Source organism: Azospirillum mesophilum (assembly GCF_053470405.2).
The window spans coordinates 1-26,915 of sequence record NZ_JBPXMQ020000029.1; the positions used below are offsets into that span (position 1 = coordinate 1).

Genomic DNA, 26,915 nt, shown 5'->3' on the forward strand with positions numbered 1-26,915 from the left:
ACACAGGCTCCACCGCCGCCGAGCCGCCGGTCGCGGCGGCCGCCTCGAAGGCGGTGGTGCGCACGGTGATGACCTTGATCGGGTCGGCCGACTGCACGGTGGCGATCGCGTTGCCGGCGTAGATCGGCCGCTCGAAGGTGTCGGCGGAGACCACGCCGGTGATGTCGGAGATCGCCGCCACGTCCAGCAGCGCTGCCACGCGCGGCAGCAGGTTCTTGCCCTCCGAGGTCGCCGCGGCCATCACATGGCCGTAGCCCTTGGCGAGCCCGACGACCAGCGGGGCGACGGCCTCCGGCAGGGCGTGGGCGTAGGCCGCGTCGTCGGCCAGCAGCACCTTCGTGACACCCGCCACCTTGGCAGCAGCCTCGGCAACGGCCTGGGCGCCCTGGCCGGCGACCAGCAGGTGGATGTCGCCGCCGATGCGGGCGGCGGCGGTGACCGCGTTGAGCGTGGCGGGCTTCAGCGCGGCGTTGTCGTGTTCGGCAATGACGAGAATGGCCATATCAGATCACCCGCGCGTCGTTCTTCAGCTTGTCGACCAGGGCGGCCACATCGGCCACCTTCACGCCGGCCTTGCGCTTGGCGGGCTCGGCCACCTTCAGCGTCGTCAGGCGCGGCACCACGTCCACGCCCAGCGCGTCGGGCGCCAGCGTGTCGATGGGCTTCTTCTTGGCCTTCATGATGTTGGGCAGCGAGGCGTAGCGCGGCTCGTTCAGGCGCAGGTCGGCGGTGACCACTGCCGGGAGTTTCAGCTCCACCGTCTCCAGGCCGCCGTCGATCTCGCGGGTGACGGTCACGGTGCCGTCGCCGGGCACGACCTTGGAGGCGAAGGTGCCCTGCGGCCAGCCGAGCAGCGCGGCGAGCATCTGGCCGGTCTGGTTGCAGTCGTCGTCGATGGCCTGCTTGCCCAGGATCACCAAGCCCGGGCCTTCCTTGTCGACCAGCGCCTTGAGAACCTTGGCGACGGCGAGCGGCTGGGTCTCGGCATCGGTCTGCACCAGGATGCCGCGGTCGGCGCCCATGGCCAGCGCGGTGCGCAGCGTCTCCTGCGCGGTGGCCGGGCCGATGGAGACGACGATGACCTCGGTCGCCTTGCCGGCTTCCTTCAGGCGCACGGCCTCTTCGACGGCGATCTCGTCGAAGGGGTTCATGCTCATCTTCACGTTGGCGGTCTCAACGCCCGAGCCGTCCGCCTTCACGCGAATCTTGACGTTGTAGTCCACCACCCGCTTCACGGGCACCAGTACCTTCATGGGGTGTGTCTCTCCCTGTTCTGGACTTGGCCCCTCTCCCCCGAAAACAGCCCAGCGAAAATCCGCGTCTCTCCGCCTTTTTCGTCATCCCCGCGCAGGCGGGGATCCAGAAAACTCCGCGTCGAGGTGCTTGTTTGCCCTGGATCCCGGCCTTCGCGGGGATGACGGTGAATGTTGCCTTTCGCTATGCTTTCCGGGGTAAAGAGGGGCCTTCTACCGATCAGGACGCCTTCGCCCCCGCGAAGAGGTCCTTGTGGGTGTCGCGCAGCAGGTTCTTTTGCACCTTGCCCATTGTGTTGCGCGGCAATTCATCGACGAAGAAAACGCGCTTCGGCACCTTGAAGTTGGCGAGCTGCTGCTTGCACACGGCGATCACGGCGGTCTCGTCCGGAGTGGCGCTGCCGGGCTTGCGCAGCACGACGGCGGTCACCGCCTCGCCGAAGTCGGGGTGAGGGACGCCGACCACCGCCGATTCGACCACGCCGTCGATGGCGTCGATCACCGTCTCGACCTCCTTCGGGTAGACGTTGAAGCCGCCGGAGATGATCAGGTCCTTGGCGCGTCCGACGATATGGACATAGCCCCGGCCATCCACCTTGCCCACGTCGCCGGTGATGAAAAAGCCGTCGGGCTTGATCTCCTGCTTGGTCTTCTCGGGCATGCGCCAGTAGCCGGAAAAGACGTTCGGCCCCTTGACCTCGATGATGCCGATCTGGTCGCTGCCCAGCGTCTTGCCCGTCTCCGGATCCACGACGCGCAGCGAGACCTCCGGCAGGGGGAAGCCCACCGTGCCGGGGATGCGGTCGCCGTCCAGCGGGTTGGAGGTCAGCATGCCGGTCTCGGTCATGCCGTAGCGCTCCAGGATCGCGTGGCCGGTGCGGGCAGAGAATTCCTTGTGCGTGTCGGCCAGCAGCGGCGCGGAGCCGGAGATGAACAGGCGCATGTGCGCCACCGATTCCCGCGTCAGGCCGGGGTGGGCGAGCAGGCGGGTGTAGAAGGTCGGCACGCCCATCATTACCGTGGCGCGCGGCAGCAGCTTCAGCACCTGATCGGTGTCGAACTTCGCCAGGAACAGCATGGAGGAGCCGTTCAGCAGCACGCAGTTGGTCGCCACGAACAGGCCGTGCGTGTGGAAGATCGGCAGCGCGTGCAGCAGCACGTCGTCCGGGCGGAAGCCCCAGTAGCCGTGCAGGGTCAACGCGTTCGAGCCGAGGTTCCGGTGGCTCATCATCGCGCCCTTGGAGCGCCCGGTGGTGCCCGACGTGTAGAGGATCGCCGCGAGATCGTCGGCGGTCGTCGGAACGGTCGCGAAGTCCGCGTCCTTGCCCGCCGCCATCTCCGGCAGCGTGCCGTCGCCCTTGGTGCCGAGCGTCAGAAGATGCGCGACCTTGGCCTTGTCGGCGACCTCGCGCAGGCCTTCGGCGGTGTCCGGCTTGGCGACGAAGACGTGCGGCTCCGCGTCGGTCAGGAAATACTCGACCTCCGCCTTCGTGTAGGCCGGGTTCAGCGGCAGGAAGACGCCGCCCGCGCGCACGGTGGCGAGATAGAGGATGATGTTCTCGACCGACTTCTCCACCTGAACCGCGACCCGGTCGCCCTTCTTCAGGCCCAGGTCGGACAGCAGGCGGGCGTAGCGGCCGGTCAGCGTCTCCAGGTCGCCGTAGGTGACGACCGTGCCCCCAGGGGATTCAGGGTCCAGCTCCGCGAAGGGACGGCCGCGGTCCGCCGGAAAGCGGGAGCGAAAGAGATCGTATATGTTGTCGCTCGCGACGGCAGCGGACTGGGCCATGTGCACTCCCTCCCATGCGCACCAAACTCGGGAGTGTGGATCTAGCACAGCGGGCGTCGCGGGGCTACAGTTTTGTATACAGAGCGCCCGGCTATTGTATTTCACCGCCGCCCATGATGGACACGAACTCCGCGAAGATATCGATCTGGATGGTCACGTGGCGCCGCATGGCGGTGTAGGCGGCTTCCGGGTCGCCGTTCATGATGGCCTCTACCACGTCGTCATGCTCGTCGAAGCTGTCGTTGATTCGCGACGGGTGGTTCAGCTGGTAGCGGCGGTAGGGGGCGAGGCGGGCGAACAGGCCGCGCGCGATCTCCTGGAGCGGCTCGTTGTGGCTGCCGGCCTGGACGGCCTCGTGGAACTCCCGGTTCACGGCGTAGTAGGCGTCCAGCTCCCGCGCCTTCATGTGCGCGCAGGAGGCGTCGTGCAGACGCTTCAGGGTCTGCTTCTCCTCCTCCGACATGCGGCGGGCGGCGTAGCGGGCGCACAGCCCCTCGATCTCCGACATCACCTCGAACATCTGCACCATGCGGTGCAGCTTCAGGGAGGCGACGACGGCGCCGTGCCGGGGCTGCTTTTCGACCAGACCGGCGTGGACGAGCTGAAGGATCGCCTCGCGAATCGGCGTGCGCGAGATGTTGAAGCGCTGCGCCAGGCTTTCCTCGTCCAGCCGCGTGCCGGGGCGCAGGCGGCCGAGGAAGATGTCCTCCTCGATGGCCAGCCGCACCTCGTCGGCGCGCGTCACGCCCTTCTTTTCCGGCAGCTTCTCGCCAGCCTTTTCGGTCATGCCCCGATCGCTCATCCCGAGCGCGTCCTTTTCGTCATTTGCGGTGACCCGCCGCTCTTGCTCCGCGGCGTTCCGCCCTTTCGGCAACCGCACCACACTCATCGGCAATTCTCCACGCCTTGTCCAGAACCGGGGTCCAGAGCCCGCCCCGTTACAACACGCCGCAGCCCGTCTCTGTATACAAGATGTGGACACCACGTATCCACTATGATAGTCCTTTGCATCAAGAATGAGAACGGGAGATCCGCCAAGGGCCACGGGCAAAGCCCCGGGCCGGCGGCTCCGGACACGAGCGGTCGGGGGAGAGCTGGCGCATGGACTTTGCGCTTTCCGAAGAGCAGCAGGCCTTCCGTGACACCGCGCGCGACTTCGCGCGGCTTGAGATGGCGCCGCACGCCGCCCTCTGGGACGAGGAGGGCATTTTCCCGGTGGACACGCTGCGCCAAGCGGCGGCGCTGGGCTTCGCCGGCATCTATGTGGGCGAGGATGTGGGCGGATCCGGCCTCGGCCGACTCGACGCCGCGGTGATCTTCGAGGAGCTGGCGGCGGCCTGCCCGTCCACGGCGGCCTACATCTCCATCCACAACATGGCATCCTGGATGATCGACCGCTTCGGCAATCAGGAGCAGCGCGAGCGCTTCCTGCCGAAGCTGACGAGCATGGAGCATTTCGCCAGCTATTGCCTGACGGAGCCCGGTTCCGGATCCGACGCGGCCTCTCTGCGTACACGGGCGGAGCGCGACGGCGACCATTACATCCTGAACGGGTCGAAGGCCTTCATCTCCGGCGGCGGGTCGTCGGACGTCTATGTCTGCATGGTCCGCACCGGCGAGCCGGGGCCGAAGGGCATCACCTGCATCGCCGTGGAGAAGGACTCGCCCGGCCTGTCCTTCGGCAAGCAGGAGCACAAGCTGGGCTGGAAGAGCCAGCCGACCTCCGCCGTGATCTTCGAGAACTGCCGCGTCCCCGTCGCCAACCGCATCGGCGAGGAAGGGGACGGCTTCAAGATCGCCATGAAGGGGCTGGACGGCGGGCGGCTGAACATCGGCGCCTGCTCCATCGGCGGCGCGCGCTTCTGCCTGGAGCAGGCCGTTGCGTACACGGCGGAGCGCAAGCAGTTCGGCAAGCCGCTGAACGCCTTCCAGGCCTTGCAGTTCAAGCTGGCCGACATGGCGACGGAGCTGGACGCGGCGCGCCTGATGCTGCACCGCGCCGCCACCAGCCTGGACGCCGGCTCGCCCGAGGCCACCATGCACTGCGCCATGGCCAAGCGCTTCGCCACCGACATCGGCTTCCAGGTGGTGAACGAGGCGCTGCAGCTGCACGGCGGCTACGGCTACATCAAGGAATACCCGATCGAGCGGTATTTCCGGGATCTGCGCGTCCACCAGATCCTCGAAGGCACCAACGAAATTATGCGCGTCATCATCGCCCGCCAGCTGACTGGCGGCTGATCGAACGGTTGTTGCGCCGGCGGCCAACGCCGGGCGACGTGAATAAGGGGGAAACGCTATGGCGACTATCGCCTTTATCGGGCTCGGCAACATGGGCGCGCCGATGGCGCGCAACCTGCTGAAGGCCGGCCACACGGTCCTGGCCTTCGACCTGTCGGAGGCCGCCTGCAACGCCGTGCGCGAGGCCGGCGCCACCATCGCCGCCGGTCCGGGTACCGCGGCGGCCGAGGCCGAGGTGGTCGTCACCATGCTGCCCGCCGGCAAGCATGTGCGCGAGGTCTACACCGGCGAGGGCGGCATCATCGCCAGCGCCAAGCCCGGCAGCCTGTTCATCGACAGCTCGACCGTCGACGTGGACTCGGCCCGCGCCGTTGCGGCGGCGGCGGCCGAGAAGGGCCACGTCATGGTGGACGCGCCGGTGTCCGGCGGCGTCGGCGGGGCCGAGGCCGGCACGCTGACCTTCATGGTCGGCGGCAGCGAAGAGGCCTTCCAGCGCGCTGAGCCGATCCTGGCCGCCATGGGCAAGACCATCGTCCACACCGGCGGGCCGGGCAACGGGCAGGCCGCGAAGATCTGCAACAACATGATCCTCGGCATCTCGATGATCGGCGTGTCGGAGGCCTTCGCGCTGGCCGAGAAGCTGGGGCTGGAATCGCAGAAGCTGTTCGACGTGGCGTCGAAGTCGTCGGGCCAGTGCTGGTCGCTGACCAGCTATTGCCCGGTGCCGGGTCCGGTCCCGACCTCCCCCGCCAACCGCGACTACGCGCCGGGCTTCGCCGCAGCGCTCATGCTGAAGGACCTGAAGCTGGCGGTCGAGGCCGGGCAGAGCACCGGCAGCCCGCTGCCGCTGGGCGGCGAGGCGGCGCAGATGTACGCGCTGTTCTGCAACGCCGGCTTCGGCGGCAAGGACTTCTCCGGTATCGTCAACATGCTGCGAGGCAAGTCATGAGCCCGGCCCAGGCGGAAGCCAGGGACGTTCCCATGTTCGAGGCGCGGGGCGTGTCCCTGCGCTTCGGCGGCGTCCAGGCGCTGACCGATGTCAGCTTCCACATCAAGAAGGGGGAGCTGTTCTCGATCATCGGGCCGAACGGGGCCGGCAAGACCTCCATGGTCAACTGCATCTCCGGCCGCTACCGCCCGACCGACGGCAAGGTCTATTTCAAGGGCCAGGACGTCACGGGCATGACGCCCAACCACCGCGCGCCGCTGGGCATCGGCCGCACCTTCCAGAATCTGGCGCTGTTCGGGCACATGACCGTGCTCGACAACATCATGGTCGGGCGCCACAACCTGCTGAAGAACAACTTCTTCACCGGTTCGCTCTATTGGCTGACCGGAGCCCGCAAGGAAGAGCTGGCGCACCGCCGCGAGGTCGAGGAGATCATCGACTTCCTGGAAATCCAGCATGTGCGCAAAGCGACCGCCGGCACCCTGTCCTACGGCCTGCGCAAGCGCGTCGAACTGGCCCGCGCCATCGCGCTGAAGCCCGACCTGATCCTCCTGGACGAGCCCATGGCGGGCATGAACCTGGAAGAGAAGGAGGACATGGCCCGCTACATCGTCGACCTGAACGAAGAGTGGGGCATGACCGTGGTGATGATCGAGCACGACATGGGCGTCGTGATGGACATCTCCCACCGCGTGATGGTGCTGGAATTCGGCAAGAAGATCGCCGAGGGCTCGCCGGAGGAGGTGCTGGCCGATCCGCGCGTCAAGCGCGCCTACCTGGGCGAGGACGACGAGGAAGAGGTGGCGCCCCCGCAGAAGCAGGAGGTCGCGTGATGGCTCTTCCCGATCTGAACATTCACGACACGCTGCCGAAGCTGCTGACCCTGCACGCCCGCGACCATGGCGGCGACGTGGCGATGCGCGAGAAGGACTTCGGCATCTGGCGCGAGTTCACCTGGGCCGACATGCACGCCCGCGTGCGCGCCTTCACGCTGGGCCTGATCGAGCTGGGTGTGCAGCGCGGCCATGTGGTGGCCCTGCTGGGCGACAACCGGCCGGACTGGGTCATGGGCGAAATCGCCGCCCACGCCATGGGCGCCATGAGCCTGGGCATCTACCGCGACGCCATGGACCAGGAGGTCGCCTACCTCATCACCTACGCCGACGTGCACGTCATCTTCGCGGAGGATGAGGAGCAGGTCGACAAGCTGCTGAACCTGGGCGACCAGCTGCCGACGCTGAAGCACATCATCTATTCCGACCCGCGCGGCATGCGCAAATACAGCGACCCCCGCCTGATGGAGGCGACGGAGCTGGTGCGCATGGGCGAGGCGCTGCACGCGAGGAAGCCGTCGCTCTACGACGAGATGGTCGCGGCGACCAAGGGCGAGGACGTGGCGGTGCTCTGCACCACCTCGGGCACCACGTCGAACCCGAAGCTGGCCATGCTGCCGGCGGGGCGGCTGATCCGGCATGTCGCCAGCTACCTGTCGGTGGACCCGAAGGGGCCGGAGGACGAATACGTCTCCGTCCTGCCGCTGTCCTGGATCATGGAGCAGATCTACGCCGTCGGCATGGGCATGGTGTCGCGGATGCGCGTGAACTTCGTCGAGGAAGCCGAGACGATGATGAACGACTTCCGCGAGATCGGGCCGAGCTTCGTGCTGTTCGCCCCCCGCCTGTGGGAGCAGATCGCCGCCGATGTGCGGGCGCGCATGATGGACAGCTCCCCCTTCAAGCAGAAGATGTACGACTACGGCATGAAGCTGGGGCTGGAGGCTCTGGCGGAAGGCAAGCGCTCGGCCGTTGCCGATCGCGTTCTTTTCGCAGCGCTGCGAGACCGGCTGGGCTTCACCAACCTGAAGTCGGCGGCGACCGGCGGTGCGGCGCTGGGGCCGGACACCTTCAAGTTCTTCCAGGCGCTGGGTGTGCCGTTGCGCCAGATCTACGGCCAGACGGAGACGATGGGCGCCTACACGGTGCACCGCGGCGACGACGTGGATTTCGACACGGTCGGCGTGCCCTTCGACGACGGCATCAAGGTCAAGGTGATCGAGCCCGACCAGAACGGCGTCGGCGAGATCGTGGTCAGCCACCCGAACATGTACGCCGGCTATTACCGGAACGAGGCGGCGACCAACGCCGACCTGCGCGATGGCTGGATGCACACGGGCGACGCCGGCTTCTTCGACAAGAAGGGCCATCTGGTCATCATCGACCGCATCAAGGACATCGCCACCACCAGCAACGGCGACCGCTTCAGCCCGCAATACATCGAGAACAAGCTGAAGTTCAGCCCCTACGTCGCCGAAGCCGTCATCCTGGGCAACCAGCGCCCGTACCTGTCGGCGATCATCTGCATCCGCTTCCCCATCGTGTCGAAGTGGGCGGAAAAGAACCGCATCGCCTTCACCACCTACTCCGACCTGTCGTCGAAGCCGGAGGTGTACGAGCTGCTGCGCCAGGAGGTGGAGCGCGTCAACGCCACGCTGCCGGAATACCAGCGCATCTCCAAGTTCCTGCTGCTCTACAAGGAGCTGGACGCCGACGATGGCGAGCTGACCCGCACCCGCAAGGTGCGCCGCGGCGTGATTGCGGAGAAGTACGGCACCATCATCGACGCGATCTACGCCGGCCAGCCGGCCATCGACGTGGACACCACCATCACCTTCCAGGACGGCACCAAGCAGCGCATCCGCACCGTGCTGAAGGTGGTCGACCTGCTGCCCGCCCCGGCGAGCGTGGCGGCGTGATGCGGGCGATGATGTGCGTCAATCTCCCTCTCCCCTCTGGGGAGAGGGTCGGGGTGAGGGGGGCCGGCCATTGCCGAACTCTCCGGTCCCCCCTGAACCCCCTCACCCTAACCCTCTCCCCAGAGGGGAGAGGGAATAAAAAATTCGTGCGCCGGGGAGGCGAACGCCCATGACCTTGCTCTTCCAGCTTCTTGTGAACGGCCTGATCGTCGGCGCGCTGTACGGCGTCGTGGCGATGTCGTTCGTGCTGATCTACAAGGCCAGCCGCATCGTGAACTTCGCCCAGGGCGAGTTCCTGCTGATCGGTGCCTGGACCTGCTGGTGGCTGCTGACCCACTGGCAGCTGCCCTTCTGGATCGGATTCCCGATCACGCTGGCCTTCATGCTGGTGTTCGGCGTCGTGCTTCAGGTCGTCGTGCTGCGGCCGATGATCGGGGAGCCGATCATCTCCGTCATCATGGTCACCATCGGCCTGTCGATCTTCTTCCAGGCGATGATGAAGTGGATGTTCGGCGTGTTCGCCAAGCCCTTCCCGCCGATCTTCGGCAGCCCGACGATGAACGTCTTCGGGCTGGAGGTGCAGACGGTCTACGTGATGTCGCTGGCCATCTCCATCCTGATCATGGCGGGCTTCGGCTGGTTCTTCAAATACTCGCGCATGGGCCTCGCCATGCGGGCGACGGCCTTCGACCAGCAGGTGGCGCAGTCGCTGGGCATCTCGGTCCGCCAGATGTTCGCGATGAGCTGGGCGATCTCCGCCATGGTGTCGGCGGTGGCCGGCGTCACGGTGGGCGTGGTCAACGGCGTGTCCTCGGCCCTGTCCTTCTTCGGCATCAAGGTCTTCCCGGCGGTGATCCTCGGCGGGCTGGACAGCGTGGCCGGCGCGGTGCTGGGCGGGCTGATCGTCGGCGTGCTGGAGAACCTCGCGCACTACGTGGACAGCCAGTGGCTGAACTGGGGCAACATGTACGAGATCGCCCCCTTCTACGTCCTGATCGTCATCCTGATGATCAAGCCGTACGGCCTCTTCGGCACCAAGGACATCGAGCGCGTGTAAGGAGCGGCCGCAACCATGGCGAACATCAGTCTCATTCCCTGCGGCGACTTCAAGACCCGATACGCCGCCGACACCACGATTTTCCCGACCGTTACCAGCCGCAACTTCGCGATCCTGGGCGTTCTGATCCTGCTGGTCTTCCCGACCTTCATGGACCGCTACTGGCTGAACCTGTGCATCCAGATCGGATACCTGGGCATCGCGGCGCTGGGGCTGAACATCCTGGTCGGCTTCACCGGCCAGATCTCCATCGGCCACGCGGCCTTCTTCGGCTTCGGCGCCTTCGCCTCGGCCTGGCTGTCCAACCGCTTCGGCATCCCGGTGGCGCTGGCCATCCCGCTGGCCGGCGTGATGACGACGGCGGTCGGCATGCTGTTCGGCGTGCCGGCGGCGCGGCTGAAGGGCCTGTACCTCGCCATCGCCACGCTGGCGGCGCAGTACATCCTGCAGGACTTCTTCGCCCGCGCGGACTGGTTCACCGGCGGCACCGCCGGCACCATCGCGGAGCCGTTCAGCCTGTTCGGCTTCGCCTTCGACACGGACGAGCGCTACTTCTACGTGGTGCTGGTCTACATGGTCGTGATGTACATCCTGGCGACCAACCTGATGCGCACCCGCGACGGGCGCGCGCTGGTGGCGGTGCGTGACCATTATCTCTCCGCCGAGATCATGGGCATCAACCTGACCAAGTACCGCACGATGTCCTTCGGCATCTCCGCCTTCTACGCGGGCATCGGCGGGGCGCTGTACGCCCACTACCTTCAGTTCGTGTCGGTGGAGGGCTTCACGATCCTCTTCTCGATCCAGTTCCTGGGCATGATCATCATCGGCGGCCTGGGCTCGATCATGGGGTCGCTGATGGGGACCGCCTTCATGGTGCTGCTGCCGGAGGTGATGCAGGGCATCACCAACAGCCTGGCGGGCACGGCCATCGACCATGCGCTGAACCTGAAGGACGCCATCGCCTTCCTGCGCGAAATGTCCATCGGCCTGGTCATCATCCTGTTCCTGGTCTTCGAACCGGACGGGCTGGCGCACCGCTGGAAGCAGATCAAGGCCTACTGGAAGCTGTATCCTTTCTCGCACTAACGCACACTCTCCCTCTCCCCTCTGGGGAGAGGGTCGGGGTGAGGGGGATGTCGGGGGACCATAAAGTTCGGCACACGCGCACCCCCCTCACCCTAACCCTCTCCCCGGAGGGGAGAGGGAATTGAGGCAAAACATAATGAACGGGAGAAAACGCACCATGACCATGAAGACCCTGCTGCTCGCCTCCGCCGCCGTTCTGGTGATGGGTGCCGGTGCGGCGAACGCCCAGCAGAAGATCCCGGTCGGCCACCTCGCCGACCAGTCGGGCGCCACCTCCGACGTGGGCGTGCCCTTCGGGCAGGGCGTGGCCGACGCGCTGGCCTACATCAACAAGAGCGGCGGCGTCGGCGGCACCCAGATGGCCGTGGAGACCGTGGACTACGGCTATCAGGCCCCGCGCGCCATCAGCCAGTACAAGAAATGGTCGTCGGGCAGCGACAAGGTCGCGGCCATTCAGGGCTGGGGCACCGCCGACACCGAGGCGCTGACCGGCTTCGTCGGCAAGGACGAGATTCCCTACTACTCCGGTTCCTACTCGGGCCACCTGACCGATCCGGCGGGCAAGGGCCCGCACGGCTCCAAGCCGGCGCCCTACAACTTCTTCTACGGCCCGTCCTACTCCGACGGCCTGCGCGCCATGCTGACCTGGGCGGCCGAGGACTGGAAGAAGAAGGGCGGTTCGGGCAAGCCGAAGTACGTCCACATGGGCGCCAACCACCCCTACCCGAACGCCCCGAAGGAGGCCGGTGAGGCGCTCGCCAAGGAGCTGGGCTTCGACGTGCTGCCGGCGGTGCAGTTCGCGCTGACGCCGGGCGACTACACCGCCCAGTGCCTGACGCTGAAGGAATCCGGCGTCAATTACGCCTATCTCGGCAACACGGCGGGCTCCAACATCTCCGTGCTGAAGGCATGCCAGACGGTGGGCGCCAACGTGCAGTTCATGGGCAACGTCTGGGGCATGGACGAGAACGCCGCCAAGGCCGCCGGCTCCGCCGCCAACGGCGTCATCTTCCCGGTCCGCACCGCCGCCATCTGGGGCGACGACGCGCCGGGCATGAAGACGGTCAAGGAGATCTCCAAGATCTCCGACGCCGCCGGCACGGCCTACCGTCCGGTGCACTATGTCGCCGGCGTCTGCTCCGCCTACTACATGAAGGAGGCGATGGACTGGGCGAAGGCGAATGGCGGCGTGACCGGCCCGAACATCCGCAAGGGCATGTACCAGAAGAAGGACTGGGTGCCGGCCGGGCTTGAGGGCGTGTGCGTGCCGTCCACCTGGACCGAAACCGACCACCGCGGCATGGACAAGGTCAACATCTACCGCGCCAACGTGAAGGGCGAGACCGGCGCCTCGGTGGACGAGCTGGTGAAGGCCGGCACGATCAAGCTGGAGAAGATCGCCACCGTCGACGTCCCGCGCAAGCCGGAGTGGCTGGGCTGGTAAGTCCGGCCATCCCCTCCTCCGTCCGTCACAGGGCGGGGGAGGGGGCCTCCTTGCTCCTCTTCGCATCAGGTGCCGCATGATGAACGCTGCTACCGCGACGGCTGTTGCTCCCGCGCCGGTCCCCGGCACGGCCAAGGCGCCGCTGCTGTCCGTCAACAACATCGAGGTCGTCTACAACGACGTCATCCTGGTGCTCCGCGGCCTCAGCCTGGAGGTGCCGGAGGGTGAGATCGTCGCCCTTCTCGGCGCCAACGGCGCCGGCAAGTCCACCACGCTGAAGGCCATCTCCGGCCTGCTGAAGACCGAGGACGGCGAGGTCACGCGCGGCGACGTCACCTTCGCGGGCGAGCGCATCAACGGCATCGACCCCGACCAGATCGTCAAGCGCGGCATCTTCCAGGTGATGGAAGGCCGCCGCATCGTCGGCGACATGACCTGCCTGGAGAACCTGCGCCTGGGCGCCTTCACCCGCCGCGACGGCGGCGTGAAGGACGACATCGAGATGGTCTACCACTACTTCCCGCGCCTGAAGGAACGCACCGGCCTCGCCGGCTATCTGTCGGGCGGCGAGCAGCAGATGCTCGCCATCGGCCGCGCCATGATGGCCCGCCCGAAGCTGATCCTGATGGACGAGCCCTCCATGGGCCTGTCGCCGCTGATGGTGAAGGAGGTCTTCAGCATCATCCGCCAGATCAACAAGGATTTGGGTGTCACCATCCTGCTGGTCGAACAGAACGCCCGCATGGCGCTCCAGGCCGCGACGCGCGGCTACATCATGGAGAACGGCAAGGTCGTGCTGGACGGTACGGCGGAGGAACTGCGCAACAACGAGGACGTGAAGGAATTCTACCTCGGCGGCGGCAACGAGGAGCGCAAGAGCTTCAAGAACCTGAAGAGCTTCAAGCGCCGCAAGCGCTGGATTTGATCTGTCCCTCTCCCCTCTGGGGAGAGGGTGGCGCGAAGCGCCGGGTGAGGGGGATCTCGGGGGACCGGAAGCGCGGGAAATGCGCAACCCCCTCACCCTGACCCTCTCCCCGGAGGGGAGAGGGAAGTAAGAACGCGGAGGCATCGGTGGCTGACTTCTACGACTCTTTGGAAACCCGCTCCTCCGACCAGCGCGAGGCGGAGCTGTTCGCGGCGTTGCCGGCGCAGATCGCCCACGCCAAGGCGAACGCGCCGTACTTCGCCCGCGCGCTGGCCGACGTGGACCCGGCGTCGGTGCGCGACCGCGCCTCGCTCGCCGCGCTGCCGGTCACGCGCAAGTCGGACCTGATCGCGCTCCAGAAGGACGCGCCGCCCTTCGGCGGCCTGACCACCGTCGCCATCGGGCAACTCGCCCGCGTCTTCGCCTCCCCCGGCCCGATCCACGATCCGGAGCCGCACGGGACGGACCCCTGGCGCACCGCGCGCGCCATGTTCGCGTCGGGCATCCGGGGCGGCGACCTCGTGCAGAACTGCTTTTCCTACCACCTGACCCCGGCCGGCTCGATGTTCGAGACGGGGGCGCACGCGCTGGGCTGCGCGGTCATCCCGGCCGGCGTCGGCAACACGGAGATGCAGGCCCAGGTGGCCACCCATCTGAAGCCCAAGGCCTATGTCGGCACGCCGGACTTCCTGAAGATCATCGTGGAGAAGGCGGACGAGCTTGGCCTCGACCTCTCCTCGATCAAGGTCGGCCATGTCACCGGCGGCCCCTTCCTGCCGGACGCCCGCGCTTTTTACGACGGGCGCGGCATCAGCGTGTACCAGAGCTACGGCACCGCCGACCTGGGCATCGTCGCCTATGAGACTCCGGCCCGCGCCGGGCTGGTGGTGGACGAGGGCGCCATCGTCGAGATCGTGCGGCCGGGCACCGGCGACCCCGTGCCGGAGGGCGAGGTGGGGGAGGTGGTCGTCACCATCTTCAACAAGGCCTACCCGCTGGTCCGCTTCGCCACCGGCGACCTGTCGGCCGTGCTGCCGGGCACAAGCCCCTGCGGGCGCACCAACATGCGGCTGAAGGGCTGGATGGGCCGCGCCGACCAGACCACCAAGGTCAAGGGCATGTTCGTCCACCCGCAGCAGATCGCCGAGGTGGCGCGCCGCCATCCGCAGATCGGCAAGGCCCGCCTCGTCGTCGGGCGCGAGGACGCCAACGACACCATGACTCTCCGCTGCGAGGCGGCGGAGCATGGCGAGGCGCTGGCGGCCGCCCTGCGGGAAACGCTCGCCTCCGTGACCAAGCTGAAGGGTACCGTGGAGTTCGTCGCCCCCGGCAGCCTGCCGAACGACGGCAAGGTCATCGAAGACGCCAGGACGTAGAATGCCTTTAGCCCCTCTCCCTTGAGGGGAGAGGGGTTGGGGTGAGGGTGGCGCCGGCCGAAGGCCGGCTTGGTCTCTCCCCGCTCTTCGAGCGGTAACGACCCCTCATCCCAACCCTTCTCCCCGCTCTCGGCGGCCACAGGCCGCCTGTCGCCGTCAGCGCAAACTTCGTTTGCGCGTGAGGCCAAGGGGAGAAGGGCTCTGGAACCGAGACGCTCGCAGCCAAGAAATACACAAGGACCTCAGAGACATGACCGTCAGCACCGACCTCCAGCTCGACCCCTTCGCGCTCGCCAGGGAGCTGTCGGGCAAGCACTTCATCGGGGGCGAGTTCCGCCCGGCCGCCTCGGGCAAGACCTTCCCGGTCGTGAATCCGGCCACCGGCGAGACCGTCGCCGAAGCCGCCTTCGGCGAGGCCGCCGACGTGGACGCGGCGGTCGCCTCCGCCAAAGCCGCCCAGAAGGAATGGGCCAAGCGCCCGGCGCGCGAGCGCGGCAAGCTGGTGGCCGAATGCGGGCGCGTCCTGGACGCCCACAAGGAAGAGATCGCCAAGCTGATCGCGCTGGAGACCGGCAAGGCGCTGCGCACCGAATCGCGCATCGAGGCCGGTGTTCTGTCCGACGCCTTCGTCTTCTTCGGCGGTCTGGCGCCGGAGCTGAAGGGCGAGACCATCCCCTTCAACCCGAACATGCTGACCATGACCGTGCGCGAGCCGGTCGGCGTCGTCGGCGCGATCATCCCGTGGAACGTGCCGCTGCTGCTGATGGCGCTGAAGATCGCCCCGGCGATGGTGGCCGGCAACGCCGTGGTGGTGAAGTCGGCGGAGGAGGCTCCGCTCGCCGTGCTGCGTGTCGTGCAGCTGATCAACACGGTCATCCCGGCCGGCATCGTGAACATCCTGTCCGGCTATGGGCCGGAGTGCGGCGCGCCGCTGGTCGCCCACAAGGACGTGCACAAGGTGACCTTCACCGGCTCCGTGGAGACCGGCAAGATCGTCTACAAGACCGCGGCCGACAAGCTGATCCCGGTGACGCTGGAACTGGGCGGCAAGAGCCCGATGATCGTCTGCGGCGACGCCGACATGGACCAGGCCATCGCGGGCGCCGTCGCCGGCATGCGCTTCACCCGCCAGGGGCAGAGCTGCACCGCCTCCTCCCGCATCTTCGTCCATGACAGCATCCACGACGCCTTCGTGGAGAAGCTGAAGGAGAAGGTGAACGCGATGAAGATGGGCGACCCGCTGGACGAGTCGACCGACATCGGCACCATCGTCTCCCCGCAACAGATGGAGCGGGTGCAGAGCTACATCGCGATCGGCAAGGAAGCAGGGGCGACGGCGCATGTCTGCTCCGCCATGCCGGACTCGGAAAAGCTGACCAAGGGCCTGTTCGTGCAGCCGCACATCTTCACCGGCGTGAAGAACACCGACCGCATCGCGCGGGAGGAAATCTTCGGCCCGGTCTGCTGCGTCATCCGCTGGACCGACTACGAGGACGTGATCGCCCAGGCCAACGACACCGAATACGGCCTCGCCGCCACCATCTGGACCCGCGACCTGAAGCTGGCCATGGACGCGGTGCACCGGCTGGAGGCGGGCTTCGTGCAGGTGAACCAGAACCTCGTCGTGCAGCCGAACCTCAGCTACGGCGGCGTGAAGACCTCCGGCCTCGGCAAGGAGGCCTCGCTGGAGGCGATGCTGGAGCATTTCACGCACAAGAAGACCATCATCATCAACATGAAGTAAGGCGAACGCCGGGGGGTCCGCTCGCTGGGATGGCGAGGTGGCGCGGGCAGGGAGGTCTTTTTAAGGCCAAGCCCGCGCCACCTTTCGATCCGACCGGGAATTCGGTTCCGAAAGCCTGTATCGTCTTTGCCTGTCGAAAGGATCGCCGGCAACCCTAGCGCGATTCATTCGATGGCAAATGGATGCGAGGACATGATGGTCAGACGACTTCTTTCGGCAGCGATCGTCGCAAGCGCCCTGCTGCAGGGCGTGGCGCATGCGGATTCGGCGATCGGCGATTACAGCGCCAATCAACGGGTGCGTGAGGAACTGAAGCTGCCACGGATGACGGTGCCGCTGCCGCCCGGCGATTGGCGCGTCAGCGCCGTCGATGAATTCCGGAACAGCGACAACATCACGCTGTTCCGAATCACCCTGGCGAACATCGAGAACGGCAAGCTGGCGTCCTGGGTCGAATTTGAAACCAACGTGGACGCGGCCGAGCAGGGGTGGCCCTACAGCCCGGTGTGCGAACGCAAGGACCTGATCTACCTGGAAAAGCGGGCCAATTACCCGCATGAGCAGGATTGCCGCTGGCTAAGCCACATCGTGTTCGAGGCGACCAGCACCTACACGCCCAAGAAGGGGGTGAACATCCGGCAGTTTGCCCAGAACAACAATGTGGAAATGCCGCCGGTGGCCTTGCAGGAAGGGATTCGCCTGTCCGACAAGGCGAACTTCCTGAACGTTCTTTACCTGACGAACCCCGCCGTGTTCGGCATCGCGCCGGAGTACAGAACGACCTGGGCCAACAGCAAATGGCACAAGGACCTGTACAGCCGCGATCCAAAGCGGGTCGAGGCCGTCAACGCCCTTGAACGCGAACTGGAGCAATTCTACGAGGCCGTCCGTCGGAGGACCTATTTCTGACGGCGAATGCCGGACAAAGCCGCCCTGCCCGACTAGGGACGACCCGACCAGGGACGACCCGACCAGGGAGGAGCGCGGCGGCGGCAATGTCCGGCTTGCCACCGCCTCGTCCATACGCTACCGTACGGTCACAATACGCTGCCGTATGGTGGCCCGATCAGGCAAGCGGCAAAAAGCGAACGGCAAAAAACGAACGAAGGGGGAGCGCCCACACCATGCTGTCCAACCAGTATCCGACCCTGAACTTCGACCTCGGCGAGTCCGCGGACATGCTGCGCGATTCGGTGCGCGCCTTCGCCGCCGACGAGATCGCGCCCCGCGCCGCCGAGATCGACCAGACCAACGAGTTCCCGAACGAGCTGTGGCGCAAGTTCGGCGACCTCGGCGTGCTCGGCATCACGGCGGAGGAGGAATACGGCGGCGCCGGCATGGGCTATCTGGAGCATGTCGTGGCGATGGAGGAGATCTCCCGCGCCTCGGCCTCGGTGGGCCTCAGCTACGGCGCGCACTCCAACCTCTGCGTCAACCAGATCCGCAAGAACGGCACTGAGGAGCAGAAGCGCCGCTACCTGCCCAAGCTGATCTCGGGCGAGCACATCGGCGCGCTGGCCATGTCGGAGCCGAACGCTGGGTCCGACGTGGTGTCGATGAAGCTGCGCGCGGAGAAGAAGGGCGACCGGTATGTCCTGAACGGCACCAAGATGTGGATCACCAACGGCCCCGACGCCGACACGCTGGTGGTCTACGCCAAAACCGACGTGAACGCCGGCCCGCGCGGCATCACCGCCTTCCTGATCGAGAAGTCGTTCAAGGGTTTCTCCGTCGCGCAGAAGCTGGACAAGCTGGGCATGCGCGGCTCCAACACCGGCGAACTGGTGTTCGAGGACTGCGAGGTGCCGGAGGAGAACATCCTGGGCGGGCTGGGGCGCGGCGTGAACGTGCTGATGTCGGGCCTGGACTACGAGCGCGCGGTGCTGGCCGGCGGGCCGCTGGGGATCATGCAGGCCTGCATGGACGTGGTCATTCCGTACCTGCACGACCGCAAGCAGTTCGGCCAGCCCATCGGCGAGTTCCAGCTGATGCAGGGCAAGCTGGCCGACATGTACACGATCATGAACGCCGCCAAGGCCTATGTGTACACCGTCGCCAAGGCCTGCGACCGCGGCGAGACCACCCGCAAGGACGCCGCCGGCGCAATTCTCTACGCCGCCGAAAAGGCGACCTGGATGGCGCTGGAAGCCATCCAAACGCTGGGCGGCAATGGCTACATCAATGAATACCCGACGGGCCGCCTGCTGCGCGACGCCAAGCTGTACGAGATCGGCGCCGGCACCAGCGAGATCCGCCGCATGCTGATCGGCCGCGAGCTTTTCAAAGAGACGGCCTAAGGGAAAAAGATGGTCGAGGGAAGGGAAGAGACATGACCGACACCGTTGTCATCGCGGGTGCCGCCCGCACGCCGATGGGTGGCTTTCAGGGCGAGCTTCAGGGCCTGACCGCGCCGCAGCTCGGATCCACCGCGATCAAGGCGGCGCTGGAGCGCGCTGGGGTGAAGCCGGAGGCCGTCGACGAGGTCTTCATGGGCAACGTGCTGCCGGCCGGCCTCGGTCAGGCGCCCGCCCGTCAGGCCTCGCTGGGTGCCGGCATTCCGGAGGCGGCCGGCTGCACCACCATTTCCAAGGTGTGCGGCTCGGGCATGAAGGCGGTCATGCTCGCCCACGACCTGATCAAGGCTGGCACGACCCAGGTCATGGTGGCCGGCGGCATGGAGAGCATGTCGAACGCCCCCTACCTGCTGGACCGTGCGCGCGGCGGCTATCGGCTGGGGCACGGCAAGGTGCTCGATCACATGTTCCTGGACGGGCTTGAGGACGCCTACGACCGCGGTCGGCTGATGGGCACCTTCGCCGAGGAATGCGCCCAGCACTACCAGTTCACGCGCGAAGCGCAGGACGCCTACGCCGTGGAAAGCCTCGCCCGCGCCAAGCGCGCCACCGAGGACGGCAGCTTCCGAAAGGAAATCACCGCCGTCACCGTGAAGGGCCGCAAGGGTGACACGGTCATCGACAAGGACGAGCAGCCGCTGAAGGCGGACCCGGCCAAGATCCCGACGCTGAAGCCCGCCTTCGCCAAGGACGGCACGGTCACGGCGGCGAACTCCTCGTCGATTTCGGACGGTGCCGCGGCGCTGGTGCTGACCACCCGGTCGAACGCGGAGAAGCTGGGCCTGCCGATCATCGCGGAGATCAAGGCGCACTCCAACCACGCCCAGGCCCCGGCCTGGTTCACCACCGCCCCGGTCGGCGCCATCAACAAGGTTCTGGAGCGCGCCGGCTGGTCCGCCAAGGACGTTGATCTGTATGAGCTGAACGAGGCTTTCGCGGTCGTGGCAATGGCCGCGATGCGCGAGCTGGACATTCCGCACGACAAGATCAACGTGCACGGCGGCGCCTGCGCGCTGGGCCACCCGATCGGCGCGTCGGGGGCTCGCATCCTCGTGACCCTGCTGGCCGCGCTGGAGAAGAACGGGCTGAAGCGCGGCGTGGCGAGCCTGTGCATCGGCGGCGGCGAGGCGACGGCCGTGGCGGTGGAGTTGGTCTGAGCGACGCGATGACTATCCCCTCTCCCCTCTGGGGAGAGGGTTAGGGTGAGGGGGCCTCGCCACGTTGGTACGTTCGGCAAAGGCGCATCCCCCTCACCCCGACCCTCTCCCCGGAGGGGAGAGGGAGAAAAGGGAGGAAAAACATGCGGCTGACGGAAGAGCAGCAGATGGTGCGCGACATGGCGCGTGCGTTCTCGGCGGAGCGGCTGGCGCCGACAGCGGCCGAGCGGGACCGGACCGGGGCCTTCCCGAAGGCCGAACTGGCGGAGATGGGCAAGCTCGGCCTGATGGGCATGCTGGTACCGGAAGACTATGACGGCGCCGCCACGGACCACATCGCCTACGCGCTCGCCATTGAGGAGATCGCGGCGGGCGACGGCGCTATCTCCACCATCATGAGCGTCCACAACTCCGTCGGCTGCATGCCGATCCTGAAGTTCGGCAGCGCGGAGCAGAAGGACCGCTTCCTGAAGCCGATGGCGCGCGGTGAACTGCTCGGCTGCTTCTGCCTGACGGAGCCGCAGGCGGGATCCGACGCCGCCGCGATCACGACGAAGGCGCGGCGCGACGGCAATCACTGGGTCCTGAACGGCACCAAGCAGTTCATCACCTCCGGCAAGAACGCGGACGTCGCCATCGTCTTCGCGGTCAGCGACCCGGACGCCGGGAAGAAGGGCATCACCGCCTTCATCGTCCCCACCGACACGCCGGGTTTCCAGGTCGCGCGGGTGGAGGAGAAGCTGGGGCAGGGCTGCTCCGACACCTGCCAGATCGTGCTGGAGGACTGCCGGATCCCGGCGGACCTGATGCTCGGGCCGGAGGGCGGCGGGTACAAGGTGGCGCTCGCCAACCTGGAGGGCGGGCGCATCGGCATCGCCGCGCAGTCGGTGGGCATGGCGCGCTCCGCGCTCGACCACGCCGTGCGTTACGCCCAGGAGCGGCAGAGCATGGGCGTGCCGATCATCCAGCATCAGGCGGTGGCCTTCCGGCTGGCCGACATGGCGACGAAGGTGGAGGCGGCGCGGCAACTGGTCCTTCACGTGGCGAGCCTGCGCGACGCGGGCGAGCCCTGCCTGAAGGAGGCCGCCATGGCGAAGCTGTTCGCCTCGGAAATGGCGGAGCGGGTGTGCTCCGACGCGATCCAGATCCACGGCGGCTACGGCTACCTCGCCGACTTCCCCGTCGAGCGCATCTACCGCGACGTGCGGGTCTGCCAGATCTACGAGGGCACCAGCGACATCCAGCGGCTGGTCATCAGCAGAGCCTTGGTTTCTTGAGGGGGTTCTTGAGGGGGAATGTTGGGTTTCGCGGTGCTCAACCCAACCTACGGGTGGATGTGTAGGTTGGGTTGAGCGCAGCGAAACCCAACGAAAACAACGCCGACGACGAAGAATAAAAAGTGGGAGGACGACGGCCATGACCGTCCTGAAGAGCGCCCTGAACGCGCGCTCCGCCGAGTTCCAGACGAACGCCGACGCCATGTCCACCCTGGTCGCCGACCTGCGGGAGAAGGTCGGCGCCATCAAGCAGGGTGGCGGGGCGAAGGCGCGCGACAAGCATCTGTCGCGCGGCAAGCTGCTGCCGCGCGAGCGCATCCGCCAGCTTCTCGACGTCGGCTCGCCGTTCCTGGAGCTGTCGCAGATGGCCGCCTACAAGGTCTATGACGACGACGTGCCGGCGGCGGGCATCATCACCGGCATCGGCAGCGTCGCCGGCCAGGAATGCATGGTGGTCGTCAACGACGCCACCGTGAAGGGCGGCACCTACTACCCGCTGACGGTCAAGAAGCACCTGCGCGCGCAGGAAGTGGCGCAGCAGAACAACCTGCCCTGCATCTATCTGGTGGACAGCGGCGGCGCCAACCTGCCGAACCAGGACGAGGTCTTCCCCGACCGCGACCATTTCGGCCGCATCTTCTTCAACCAGGCCAACATGTCGGCCCAGGGCATCCCGCAGATCGCGGTGGTCATGGGCAGCTGCACGGCCGGCGGCGCCTATGTCCCGGCCATGTCGGACGAGGCGATCATCGTCCGCAACCAGGGCACCATCTTCCTGGGCGGCCCGCCGCTGGTGAAGGCGGCGACCGGCGAGGTGGTCTCGGCCGAGGATCTGGGCGGGGCGGACGTGCACTCCCGCACCTCCGGCGTCACCGACCATTACGCGCTGAATGACGCGCACGCGCTGGCCATGGCGCGCAAGGTCGTGTCGAACCTGAACCGCAGCAAGCGCATCGACATGGACCTGCGCGAACCGCAGGAGCCGGCCTACGACCCGCGCGAGCTGTACGGCGTCATCCCCAGCGACCCGCGCAAGCCCTTCGACGTGCGCGAGGTGATCGCGCGCGTGGTCGACGGCTCGGTTCTGGACGAGTTCAAGCCGCTCTACGGCACGACGCTGGTCTGCGGCTTCGCCCACATCTTCGGCTATCCCGTCGGCATCATTGCCAACAACGGCATCCTGTTCAGCGAATCCGCCTTGAAGGGAGCGCATTTCGTCGAACTGTGCTGCCAGCGCGGCATTCCGCTGGTCTTCCTGCAGAACATCACCGGCTTCATGGTCGGCCGCAAGTACGAGGCCGGCGGCATCGCCAAGGACGGCGCGAAGCTGGTGACGGCGGTGGCCTGCGCCAAGGTACCGAAGTTCACGGTCATCATCGGCGGCAGCTACGGCGCCGGCAACTACGGCATGTGCGGGCGCGCCTACAGCCCGCGCTTCCTCTGGATGTGGCCGAACTCCCGCATTTCCGTCATGGGCGGGGAGCAGGCGGCGGGCGTGCTGGCCCAGGTGCGCCGCGACGCGCTGGAATCCCAGGGCAAGAGCTGGCCGGCCGAGGAGGAGGAAGCCTTCAAGGCCCCGATCCGCCAGCAGTACGAGCACCAGGGGCATCCCTACTACGCGTCGGCGCGGCTGTGGGACGACGGTATCATCGACCCGGCCGACACCCGCATGGTGCTGGGCCTCGGCCTGTCGGCCAGCCTGAACGCCCCGGTCGAAAAGACCACCTTCGGCGTCTTCCGGATGTGATGGGGGCGGAACCATGAGCGACATTCTGATCGAAACGGCCGCAAATGGCGTCGCCACCGTCACCATGAACCGTGGTCAGGTGCACAACGCCTTCAACGAGCACGTCATCGCCGACCTGACCGCCGCCTTCCGCAAGGTGGGCGAGGATCCCTCGGTCCGCGTTGTGCTGCTGCGCGGGGTGGGCAAGAGCTTTTCGGCCGGGGCTGACCTTGACTGGATGAAGCGCATCGCCGGCTACGGGCATGAGCAGAACGTCGAGGACGCTATGGGCCTCGCCACCATGCTGCGCACGCTGGACGAATGCCCGAAGCCCACGGTCGCCGTGGTGCAGGGGCCGGCCTTCGGCGGCGGGGTGGGGCTGGTCTCCGCCTGCGACATCGCCATTGCGGCGGAGACGGCCAGCTTCGCCCTGACCGAGGTGCGGCTGGGCCTGATCCCGGCGGTCATCAGCCCCTACGTCATCGCCGCGATGGGCGAGCGCGCCTGCCGCCGCTACTTCCTGACGGGGGAGCGCTTCTCGGCCGCCGAGGCGCTGCGGCACGGGCTGCTGCATGAGGTGGTCCCGGCGGACGGGCTTGAGGGGGCCGTGGAGGCCATGGTCAAGCGGCTGATGGAATGCGGCCCGGCCTCCCAGACCGCCGCGAAGGAACTGATTCGCGCGGTGGCGCGCCGCCCGATGAGCACCGAGGTGATGCTCGACACCGCCCAGCGCATCGCCCGCCAGCGGGCAAGTGCGGAGGGGAAGGAGGGCGTCGGCGCCTTCCTGGAGAAACGCGACCCGAAGTGGCGGAGCTGAGACCATGCCCAACATGGCTATGTTTGACAAGATTCTCATTGCCAACCGTGGCGAGATCGCCTGCCGCGTCATCCGCACCGCCCGCCGCATGGGCATCCGCACGGTCGCCGTCTATTCGGAGGCCGACGCCCGCGCCATGCATGTGGAGATGGCCGACGAGGCCGTCTGCATCGGCGCGGCCCCGGTCGGCGAAAGCTATCTGCGCGGTGACGTGATCCTGGAGGTTGCCAAGCGTACCGGCGCCCAGGCCATCCATCCCGGCTACGGCTTCCTGTCGGAGAACGCCGGCTTCGCGGCGGCCTGTGCCGAGGCCGGCGTGGTCTTCATCGGCCCGCCGATCGAGGCGATCCGCGTCATGGGCTCCAAGGCCGAGTCCAAGCGCGTCATGTCCCAGGCCGACGTGCCGCTGGTCCCCGGCTATCATGGCGAAGCCCAGGATTTGGAGACGCTGGCCGCCGAGGCGCAGCGCATAGGCTTCCCGGTGCTGGTCAAGGCCTCGGCCGGCGGCGGCGGCAAGGGCATGCGCGTGGTGCGCGCGGCGGGCGAGTTCGCCGACGCCGTGGCCGGCGCCAAGCGCGAGGCGAAAGCCGCCTTCGGCGACGACAGCGTGCTGCTGGAGAAGTATCTCGGCCGTCCGCGCCACGTCGAAATCCAGGTCTTCTGCGACACCCACGGCAACGGCGTCTACCTGTTCGAGCGTGACTGCTCCATCCAGCGCCGCCACCAGAAGGTGATCGAGGAGGCCCCGGCCCCCAACCTGCCCGACGACCTGCGCCGCCGCATGGGCGAGGCGGCGGTGGCCGCCGCGAAGGCGGTGAACTACGTCGGCGCCGGCACGGTGGAGTTCCTTTACGAGGACGGCGGCTTCTACTTCATCGAGATGAACACCCGCCTACAGGTGGAGCATCCGGTGACGGAGAAGATCACCGGGCTGGATCTGGTGGAATGGCAGCTCCGCGTCGCGGCCGGCAGCACCCTGCCGCTGATGCAGGAGCAACTGACCCGTCGCGGCCACGCCTTCGAGGCGCGTCTCTACGCCGAGGATCCGCAGCGCGAGTTCCTGCCGGCCATCGGCCGCCTCGCCCGCCTGCGCCCGCCGGCCGAGAACGAGCATGTCCGGGTGGACACCGGCGTCCGCGAGGGCGACGAGGTCACCATGTTCTACGACCCGATGATCGCCAAGCTGATCGTCTGGGACGAGGACCGCGACGCGGCCCTGCGCCGCCTGCGGGTGGCTCTGGCGGCCTACGAGGTCGTCGGGGTGACCACCAACGTCGCCTTCCTGGGCGCCATCGCCGCGCACCCGGCCTTCCGCGCGGTGGAGATCGACACCGGCTTCATCGAGCGGCACCGCGCCGACCTGCTGCCCCCGCCGGCCCCGGTGCCGGACCGTGGGCTGGCCATCGCGGCGCTCGCCATCCTGCTGCGCCGGAACGCCGAGACGAAGAAGGCCCGCCGCGCCGCGTCGGACCCCTATTCGCCATGGCTGTCGGCCAGCGGCTGGCGGCTGAACGACGACAACCACCACGACCTGCGCCTGCTGGACGGCGAGACCCCGCGCAGCCTGACCCTGCATTTCCGCCCCGACGGCTACGAGATCGAGGTGGAAGGCCGCCCGGCCATCCGCGCGGAGAGGGTGTCGCTGGACGGCGAGGTGCTGACCGCCACCATCGACCGGGTGCGCACGCGGGCCACGGTGGTCTGCCAGGGCCTCGACCTGACCATCCTGTCGGATGGGGCGGTGTGGCGGCTGCATCTGGACGACCCGACCGCCCGCGCGGCGGAGCAGGAGGGCGGCTCCGGCCGCCTGACAGCACCCATGCCGGGCACCGTCGTCCGCGTTCTGGTCGAGCCCGGCCAGACCGTGGAGGCCGGCGCGCCGCTGATGCTGCTGGAAGCCATGAAGATGGAGCACACCATCAAGGCCCCGGCCGCCGGCACCGTCTCCGCCGTGAACTTCGCGGCCGGCGATCAGGTGTCGGAGGGCGTGGACCTGCTGGTCCTCGATGTCGCCGAGGAGAAATAGTATGCGTTTGCCGAAGAGCGTCCGCATGGTGGAGGTCGGCCCGCGCGACGGCCTCCAGAACGAAAAGCAGATCGTGCCGACCGAGGTGAAGATCGGGCTGGTGGACCGGCTGGCCGAGGCCGGGCTGACCTCCATCGAGGCGGGCAGCTTCGTCTCGCCCAAATGGGTCCCGCAGATGGCCGACACGCCGGAGGTCTTCGCCGGGATCCGGCGCAAGCCCGGCGTGCGCTACGTCGCGCTGACCCCGAACGCCAAGGGGCTGGAAGGGGCGCTGGCCGCCAAGGCCGACGAAGTGGCGGTGTTCGCCGCCGCCTCGGAAAGCTTCAGCCGGAAGAACATCAACTGCTCCATCGCGGAGAGTCTGGAGCGCTTTGCCCCCGTCATGGACGCGGCGAAGGCGCAGGGACTGCCGGTGCGCGGCTATGTCTCCTGCGTGCTCGGTTGCCCTTATGAGGGGGAGATCGCGCCGGCCGCCGTCGCCGACGTGGCGGGCAGGCTGCTGGAGATGGGCTGCTACGAGATCTCGCTCGGCGACACCATCGGCACCGGCACGCCGGCCAAGGCGCAGGCCATGGTCGCGGCGGTGGCGGAGCGCGTGCCGATGGAGAGGATCGCCGTCCACTTCCACGACACCTACGGGCAGGCGCTCGCCAACATCCTGGCGGTGCTGGAGATGGGCGTGGCGGTGGTGGACAGCTCGGTGGCCGGTTTGGGCGGCTGCCCCTACGCTAGGGGGGCGTCCGGCAACGTGGCGAGCGAGGACGTGCTCTACATGCTGAACGGGCTCGGCATCGCGACAGGCGTGGACCTGGACAGGCTGGTGGCGGCCGGTGCCTACATCAGCGAGGCCATCGGTCGTCCGACCGCGTCCAAGGTCGCGCGGGCAAGAGGGTGCGCGTAACATCTCCCTCTCCCCTCCGGGGAGAGGGACGGGGTGAG

General features: G+C 67.3%; 21 protein-coding genes and 1 pseudogene. 18 read left to right on the top strand and 4 right to left on the bottom strand.

Annotation, left to right across the window (positions count from 1 at the left end; all coding sequences use genetic code 11):
- From ACSVC7_RS23195 to ACSVC7_RS23210, 4 genes and pseudogenes are all read right to left on the bottom strand, one after another.
- A pseudogene (locus ACSVC7_RS23195) lies at positions 1 to 502 on the bottom strand (electron transfer flavoprotein subunit alpha/FixB family protein); the annotation flags it as partial.
- A 1-nt stretch (position 503) separates the two neighbouring features.
- On the bottom strand, positions 504 to 1,253 hold the full coding sequence (locus ACSVC7_RS23200) for an electron transfer flavoprotein subunit beta/FixA family protein (RefSeq protein WP_483508705.1): 750 nt from the start codon (positions 1,251 to 1,253) through the stop codon (positions 504 to 506).
- A 220-nt stretch (positions 1,254 to 1,473) separates the two neighbouring features.
- Positions 1,474 to 3,042 (bottom strand): malonate--CoA ligase, encoded by a 1,569-nt coding sequence (locus ACSVC7_RS23205; RefSeq protein ID WP_448208235.1) that lies wholly within the window; start codon positions 3,040 to 3,042, stop codon positions 1,474 to 1,476.
- Between the two features lie 91 nt (positions 3,043 to 3,133).
- Positions 3,134 to 3,829 (bottom strand): GntR family transcriptional regulator, encoded by a 696-nt coding sequence (locus tag ACSVC7_RS23210; RefSeq protein ID WP_448208236.1) that lies wholly within the window; start codon positions 3,827 to 3,829, stop codon positions 3,134 to 3,136.
- 314 nt (positions 3,830 to 4,143) lie between these two features.
- On the opposite strand from ACSVC7_RS23210, the gene ACSVC7_RS23215 reads away from it, so the two are divergent.
- The 18 genes from ACSVC7_RS23215 (at position 4,144) to ACSVC7_RS23300 (ending at position 26,877) form a co-directional block, all read left to right on the top strand.
- Complete coding sequence (locus ACSVC7_RS23215; protein WP_448208237.1) at positions 4,144 to 5,283, top strand: isobutyryl-CoA dehydrogenase; 1,140 nt, start codon at positions 4,144 to 4,146, stop codon at positions 5,281 to 5,283.
- A gap of 58 nt (positions 5,284 to 5,341) precedes the next feature.
- Positions 5,342 to 6,232, top strand: coding sequence for a 3-hydroxyisobutyrate dehydrogenase (gene mmsB, locus ACSVC7_RS23220; protein ID WP_448208238.1), 891 nt, complete (start codon positions 5,342 to 5,344; stop codon positions 6,230 to 6,232).
- The gene (locus tag ACSVC7_RS23225; RefSeq protein WP_448208239.1) at positions 6,229 to 7,065 is read left to right on the top strand and encodes an ABC transporter ATP-binding protein; all 837 of its coding nucleotides are present in this window, start codon (positions 6,229 to 6,231) and stop codon (positions 7,063 to 7,065) included. The genes mmsB and ACSVC7_RS23225 overlap by 4 nt, the downstream gene beginning before the upstream one ends.
- On the top strand, positions 7,065 to 8,984 hold the full coding sequence (locus ACSVC7_RS23230; RefSeq protein WP_448208240.1) for a long-chain fatty acid--CoA ligase: 1,920 nt from the start codon (positions 7,065 to 7,067) through the stop codon (positions 8,982 to 8,984). Before ACSVC7_RS23225 ends, ACSVC7_RS23230 begins: the two co-directional genes overlap by 1 nt.
- Before the next feature lie 169 nt (positions 8,985 to 9,153).
- Positions 9,154 to 10,041: a branched-chain amino acid ABC transporter permease gene (locus tag ACSVC7_RS23235; protein ID WP_448208241.1), complete on the top strand. Its 888-nt coding sequence runs from the start codon at positions 9,154 to 9,156 to the stop codon at positions 10,039 to 10,041.
- A gap of 15 nt (positions 10,042 to 10,056) precedes the next feature.
- Positions 10,057 to 11,130: a branched-chain amino acid ABC transporter permease gene (locus tag ACSVC7_RS23240; protein WP_448208242.1), complete on the top strand. Its 1,074-nt coding sequence runs from the start codon at positions 10,057 to 10,059 to the stop codon at positions 11,128 to 11,130.
- Between the two features lie 157 nt (positions 11,131 to 11,287).
- Positions 11,288 to 12,574: an ABC transporter substrate-binding protein gene (locus ACSVC7_RS23245; protein WP_448208243.1), complete on the top strand. Its 1,287-nt coding sequence runs from the start codon at positions 11,288 to 11,290 to the stop codon at positions 12,572 to 12,574.
- Between the two features lie 79 nt (positions 12,575 to 12,653).
- Positions 12,654 to 13,499 (top strand): ABC transporter ATP-binding protein, encoded by an 846-nt coding sequence (locus ACSVC7_RS23250; RefSeq protein WP_448208244.1) that lies wholly within the window; start codon positions 12,654 to 12,656, stop codon positions 13,497 to 13,499.
- A 146-nt stretch (positions 13,500 to 13,645) separates the two neighbouring features.
- Positions 13,646 to 14,875: a phenylacetate--CoA ligase family protein gene (locus ACSVC7_RS23255; RefSeq protein ID WP_448208245.1), complete on the top strand. Its 1,230-nt coding sequence runs from the start codon at positions 13,646 to 13,648 to the stop codon at positions 14,873 to 14,875.
- A gap of 250 nt (positions 14,876 to 15,125) precedes the next feature.
- Positions 15,126 to 16,619 (top strand): aldehyde dehydrogenase family protein, encoded by a 1,494-nt coding sequence (locus tag ACSVC7_RS23260; RefSeq protein ID WP_448208246.1) that lies wholly within the window; start codon positions 15,126 to 15,128, stop codon positions 16,617 to 16,619.
- Positions 16,620 to 16,811: 192 nt separating this feature from the next.
- Positions 16,812 to 17,528, top strand: a complete 717-nt coding sequence (locus ACSVC7_RS23265) for a hypothetical protein (RefSeq protein ID WP_448208247.1) — start codon at positions 16,812 to 16,814, stop codon at positions 17,526 to 17,528.
- 215 nt (positions 17,529 to 17,743) lie between these two features.
- Entirely contained in the window at positions 17,744 to 18,916 is a 1,173-nt protein-coding gene (locus ACSVC7_RS23270) for an isovaleryl-CoA dehydrogenase (RefSeq protein WP_448208248.1), read from the top strand.
- Between the two features lie 32 nt (positions 18,917 to 18,948).
- Positions 18,949 to 20,130, top strand: coding sequence for an acetyl-CoA C-acetyltransferase (locus ACSVC7_RS23275; RefSeq protein ID WP_448208249.1), 1,182 nt, complete (start codon positions 18,949 to 18,951; stop codon positions 20,128 to 20,130).
- Positions 20,131 to 20,273: 143 nt separating this feature from the next.
- A complete protein-coding gene (locus tag ACSVC7_RS23280) occupies positions 20,274 to 21,407 on the top strand; it encodes an acyl-CoA dehydrogenase family protein (RefSeq protein ID WP_448208250.1) in 1,134 nt (377 codons plus the stop codon).
- 139 nt (positions 21,408 to 21,546) lie between these two features.
- Entirely contained in the window at positions 21,547 to 23,154 is a 1,608-nt protein-coding gene (locus ACSVC7_RS23285; protein WP_448208251.1) for a carboxyl transferase domain-containing protein, read from the top strand.
- A 13-nt stretch (positions 23,155 to 23,167) separates the two neighbouring features.
- The gene (locus ACSVC7_RS23290; RefSeq protein WP_448208252.1) at positions 23,168 to 23,950 is read left to right on the top strand and encodes an enoyl-CoA hydratase/isomerase family protein; all 783 of its coding nucleotides are present in this window, start codon (positions 23,168 to 23,170) and stop codon (positions 23,948 to 23,950) included.
- A gap of 19 nt (positions 23,951 to 23,969) precedes the next feature.
- Entirely contained in the window at positions 23,970 to 25,976 is a 2,007-nt protein-coding gene (locus tag ACSVC7_RS23295; protein ID WP_448208255.1) for an acetyl/propionyl/methylcrotonyl-CoA carboxylase subunit alpha, read from the top strand.
- Between the two features lies 1 nt (position 25,977).
- Positions 25,978 to 26,877 (top strand): hydroxymethylglutaryl-CoA lyase, encoded by a 900-nt coding sequence (locus ACSVC7_RS23300; protein ID WP_448208253.1) that lies wholly within the window; start codon positions 25,978 to 25,980, stop codon positions 26,875 to 26,877.
- The last annotated feature ends 38 nt before the right edge of the window (positions 26,878 to 26,915 follow it).